The organism is Elstera litoralis (genome assembly GCF_000963705.1).
GTDB lineage: Bacteria > Pseudomonadota > Alphaproteobacteria > Elsterales > Elsteraceae > Elstera > Elstera litoralis.
The window spans coordinates 1-3806 of the sequence record NZ_LAJY01000218.1; the positions used below are offsets into that span (position 1 = coordinate 1).

At 61.1% G+C, this 3806-nt stretch carries 5 protein-coding genes; 1 reads left to right on the forward strand and 4 read right to left on the reverse strand.

From position 1 onward, the window contains the following. From VZ95_RS23980 to VZ95_RS22950, 3 genes are all read right to left on the reverse strand, one after another. A partial coding sequence (locus VZ95_RS23980) for an alpha/beta fold hydrolase (protein WP_198148199.1) occupies nucleotides 1-516 on the reverse strand: 516 nt, incomplete at its 3' end. 12 nt (nucleotides 517-528) lie between these two features. Beyond that, nucleotides 529-1650 carry a DUF4123 domain-containing protein gene (locus tag VZ95_RS22945; RefSeq protein ID WP_084627691.1) on the reverse strand — a complete coding sequence of 374 codons (1122 nt, stop codon included), beginning with the start codon at nucleotides 1648-1650 and terminating at the stop codon, nucleotides 529-531. After that, on the reverse strand, nucleotides 1647-1997 hold the full coding sequence (locus VZ95_RS22950; protein WP_084627692.1) for a PAAR domain-containing protein: 351 nt from the start codon (nucleotides 1995-1997) through the stop codon (nucleotides 1647-1649). The genes VZ95_RS22945 and VZ95_RS22950 overlap by 4 nt, the downstream gene beginning before the upstream one ends. Before the next feature lie 293 nt (nucleotides 1998-2290). Between VZ95_RS22950 and VZ95_RS09420 the strand changes: the two genes are divergently transcribed. Beyond that, nucleotides 2291-2755 carry a hypothetical protein gene (locus tag VZ95_RS09420; RefSeq protein WP_045775619.1) on the forward strand — a complete coding sequence of 155 codons (465 nt, stop codon included), beginning with the start codon at nucleotides 2291-2293 and terminating at the stop codon, nucleotides 2753-2755. On the opposite strand, the gene VZ95_RS09425 is transcribed toward VZ95_RS09420, so the two are convergent. After that, nucleotides 2744-3562 carry a coiled-coil domain-containing protein gene (locus tag VZ95_RS09425; RefSeq protein WP_045775620.1) on the reverse strand — a complete coding sequence of 273 codons (819 nt, stop codon included), beginning with the start codon at nucleotides 3560-3562 and terminating at the stop codon, nucleotides 2744-2746. The two genes, VZ95_RS09420 and VZ95_RS09425, sit on opposite strands and share 12 nt — an antisense overlap. Between the last annotated feature and the right edge of the window lie 244 nt (nucleotides 3563-3806).

Consider the following 3806-nt stretch of genomic DNA (forward strand, 5'->3'; position numbering starts at 1 on the left):
GGGGCGCTCGAAGGGTCGATTGCTTTTTGTGATCTCAAACCCGTCCCGGCGCTCAAAATCTCGTTTCGTAACAGGATCAAGAGTAACGAGCAGATCAAGAGGAATACCGTCGCCAGCCAGGCGCTGGGCCACTTGATAGCTGCAATAGCCGCCCCAGCTATGGCCGACTATTCCGACTTGGTGCCCAGGGTAACGTTTCCGCCACAGCGTAATATATTTGGCAATCTCACGATCGGCATCGTGCGTAAAATAGGCTTTCGCTTGATGAGGGTGTCCTTCGCGGCAATAAACAGCGAACTCTCGGTAAAGAGGCCGATACTTTGTATCCAAGGCTCCGCCAACAAATATGACAAGCGCCTTTTCGCAGTCGGTCCCAATGTCACACCCTAATGGCGGGATAGGATCACCGTCGTTGATCTTAGGGTCGACGATATCGACACCTTCCAGTACTGGCGTGCCGGGGGTGACAGGGAATAACCCCTCTGGATTATCGAATACACGATCAAATATTCCCATAATATCTCTCCTCTAAACAGACGATCCGATGGCCCAGGCTTTCAAACCTGCCAGGCCCTCTTGGGCATAGGCTTGCGCGGGGACGGCCCGCAGCGGATCGGTTTCGAAACCGGCCCCGAGAAGCAGATTGACCAGCCAGAAGCGCAGTTCATCTGCCGGAGTTACGGAAGGATACCGGGCACGGAGGCGGTTGGTGCTGGCGGTCTGGGAGACCTCGCGCTCTGCGTCGTCGAAAAGCTCGGCATGAGGGCCGAAAACTAACGTCAGCGCGGTCTTAGGCGATTCGATCAGGTGCTGAACAAGGGCATCGCTGGTAAACGCTTGCCGCAGCAGGCCCGCAACTTCGCGGTCGCGCGCTTGCCGGTCCTGCGCCATCGGGAGCAAGATGGACTCGCATCGCCAGAGGCGGGTGCGATCTTCAATGAGATCGAGATCGCTCAAGAGGCCCGCATAGAGCGGATCATCTAGCTGCCCCGCTCCGAAATTTCCCATGAGTTGGGCGAGGGCGATCCAGTCGCGCAGGTCAGCCAAACCAAGGGCTTGAGCGCTCTGGGCGGCCCGTCGGGCAACGGCAACACGGGCCGATGCTTCGACCGTTTTCCAAGTGTCCGCAAGCCATTGATCGATTTGCACCGTTCGACGACGGACCATATCTTCTGCCAGTGCTGCCCGAAGCCGAGAGTCGAGGTTTAATCCGGCGGCAGGAGGGGATGTGATGGGGCCATAAACGATCTCAGGTGTACCCGATACAATGATCCTGTGCAGGCCTGCCAACCACCAAGCGCGTTCAGCGGGGGTGAGCACGGGCCAAAGGGCTCCGAGAACATCCTTATCCCACCAGCGCAGAAGGCGGGGATTTCCGGTTTCATCGCGCATGATCCGACGATCTGCAAGACGCTGGGGGAGTTGAAGTAAATCGGCATCGCTTTCCAACCATAGCCCCCAGGGCAGCGCTCCCCGCGAGGAGAGCGCCTGTTGAAGATCGGGGGAGCCTTCCATCAACCAAGGCGTGACGCCGGTCATGCCGGGGGCTTCCGAAACCGGCCATAACGGGATCGCCGGTTCGGCTCGCTTTGCTGCCCAAGCCGCTATCGTCGGATCCAGAACCGGGTCTAGGATGGCGAAGCGGCTCATGGCCGTGGGGCACAAGGGGGAACCAGCGCCTGTCCCGCTTTTCCCGCACGCTGCAAATCCTGCGCTGTCTCATTGTTGGGAGTTCCTTCGCTGACCACCACGAGCGGATCGAAAGGAAGAATGGTCCCGCCATGATCGGTCGTATCGCCTTCATGGGCTACGGGGCGTCCATCGATCAGCCACCAATGTAACCCAGAGGTGATGCGCGCACCGCAGCTTGTCGCATCGCCCAGTCGCGCAATGGGTTTACCCTTCCGGGTTACCCAGGCAGCGCCTTCGACGATTCGGGTAAGCCCATGGATCGGACATAGGACAGCATCATCCACTGCCGCTGCTTTGAGCGCCATGTAGATCTCCTGATGAATTAGAACTTATAGAGAACATTAAGCGAAAAATAGGGATATTGTCAAGCTTTCCGCCGATAGTGGCACGCAACGCCAAGCCCGTTTCCACGCGGCAAACTGCGGCAGCGACGGCCTTTTCCCCGTAACCCCAGCATTACCGACGTGCCAGGATCGCGCGGCGAAGATCCACCGAGACCTATCGCTGCAAATCTCCCAACGATTCGCGCGGCCAATGAGACGAAAGCCTTTTCCCGATCCGTTGGCATCGGCCCCACGCCGTGCGACCATGCGGCCCCATGCGATACTTCCTCCCCCTGCTTCTGCTCCTAGCCGCCCTTCCCCTCCGGGCAGCGGACCGCTATGCGCTTCCGAGCGCTGACCTTGAGCAAATCATCGTGTTTTTCGCGCGGGAAACGGCCAATCCACGCTATTACGCACTCGATTATTCGCCAGATCATCCCGTAAGCCTGATAACCGACGCAGGCGAATCCGATGCGTATATTGCGTTTAATCTGATTCCCGCTGCCAAGGGCGCGCAGGGCGTTGGTCCGACTTACTTTCTCAATATGGTTTCGGGGCAAATTTTTAGTCTCTATGCGACCTGCACCCGTCACACCTTCCCCCGGCTCGACGCTTTTGTTGCCGAGCGCCGGGCGAAGCACCGAGTTCCTGCCGATATTCTGGCCAAGCACCAAGCCCATTTCCGCGCCGTCAGTGACCCACGGTCAACAAACTGCGGCGGCGACGGCCTACCCCCGTAACCCCGGCAACTCCGGCGTTCCCGGATCGCGCGGCGGAAAGCGGAGTTTTTCGGCGCGGCTAAGGTCCACCGAGACCAATTGGCTGATGCCGCGTTCGGCCATCGTCACGCCGTAGAGCCGGTCCATGCGGGCCATCGTCAGGCGGTGATGGGTGACGCAGAGGAAGCGGGTGCCGCTGGCGCTGGCGATATGGTCCAGCAACCCGCAGAACCGGTCCACATTGGCGTCGTCCAGGGGGGCGTCCACTTCGTCCAGCACGCAGATAGGCGAGGGGTTGGTGAGGAAGACGGCGAAGATCAAGGAGAGGGCGGTCAACGCCTGCTCGCCGCCCGACAGCAGCGACAGGGTTTGCAGCTTTTTGCCCGGCGGCGAGGCCATGATTTCAAGGCCTGCCGCGAGCGGATCGTCGCTTTCCGTCAGTTGCAAATGCGCCCGCCCGCCGCCGAACAGCCGCACGAAAAGCTCTTCAAAGAAGCCATTCACCTTATGGAAGGAGGCGAGCAGGCGCTCGCGCCCCTCGCGGTTGATGCTGGCAATCGCGCCGCGCAGGCGCTCGATGGCCTGGGTTAGGTCTTCTTTTTCGGCGCTGAGGGTTTCGATTTGGGCGGTGATTTCGGCCAATTCCTGATCGGCGCGCAGATTGACCGGCCCGAGCGCTTCGCGCTCCGCCGAGAGTTTTTCGAGGCGGCTGGCGGCGCTCTGGGCGGCACTCGCCACCGCTTGCGGCGATAATTCGGGATCGAGCGCGGCTTGGGCCACCACCTCATCCGGGCGGCAGTCGAGCCGTTCGCGGATGCGTTCGGCCACCGCTTGCGCGTCGCGGATCGCGGCTTCTTGCGCGGCTTCCGCCCGAACCCGGCCCTCGCGCGCCGTGGCGGACGCGCCTTTCGGCCTCCTTCAAGCGGCGGGTGGCGTCGGAGGCGCTGCGCTCGGCCTCGGCTAAAACGATCCGCCACCGCGCGGCGCTTGGCTTCGGCGTTGTCGATTTCGGCGAACAGCGCATCTCTGCGGTCGGCCAGATCGTCCGGCGCTTGGGCGAGCATCGCGGCTT

Bases quoted from the DNA above. Each gene is read 5' to 3' on its own strand.
- VZ95_RS09420 (WP_045775619.1), top strand. From the start codon at position 2,291: ATGCGATACTTCCTCCCCCTGCTTCTGCTCCTAGCCGCCCTTCCCCTC.
- VZ95_RS22945 (WP_084627691.1), bottom strand. From the start codon at position 1,650: ATGAGCCGCTTCGCCATCCTAGACCCGGTTCTGGATCCGACGATAGCG.
- VZ95_RS22950 (WP_084627692.1), bottom strand. From the start codon at position 1,997: ATGGCGCTCAAAGCAGCGGCAGTGGATGATGCTGTCCTATGTCCGATC.